This window comes from Knoellia aerolata DSM 18566, assembly GCF_000768695.1.
Taxonomy (GTDB): Bacteria; Actinomycetota; Actinomycetes; order Actinomycetales; family Dermatophilaceae; genus Knoellia; species Knoellia aerolata.
The window spans coordinates 1-399 of sequence record NZ_AVPL01000190.1 but is presented as its reverse complement, the minus strand read 5'-3'; the positions used below and the strand labels follow the sequence as shown (position 1 = coordinate 399).

At 61.4% G+C, this 399-nt stretch carries 1 protein-coding gene; it reads right to left on the bottom strand.

Annotated features, from left to right (window positions below; all coding sequences use genetic code 11):
- Window positions 1-399 (bottom strand): DUF1983 domain-containing protein (locus tag N801_RS22270; RefSeq protein ID WP_035941184.1); only part of this gene is annotated, 399 nt, incomplete at both ends.

Here is a 399-nt window from a genome sequence, read left to right as displayed (position 1 = left end):
ATATGCGCCCGCGAGATGTATGCCGTACCCAGATTCGCCAGTTTTGCGGTCAGCGCATTGGCCTCCAGGCGGTCCACGTTGATATACCCGGCGTCGATCTTCTCCGCGCTCAAACTCCGGATCATCGCATTGGTGATCCTGCCCGTTCCGATGACCGCATCATTGATGAACGTCTGCCCGTTCTCGATCACGAACGGCGTGGTCGTCGCGCCGTTGGCCACGTTCAGCAGCGCCAGCCGGTCGGCCTGGAAGTACACCGATGTCTGCATCTGGCCGTCGGGCTGGGAGTAGGCGCCCAGCGACATGCCCGCTGCGTAGATCTTGTTGTCCTTCGTCACCTGAGCCTTGATGCTCCAGGTGGCCTTGAGCTGACCATCCACGTCCACCAGCGCATTGCGC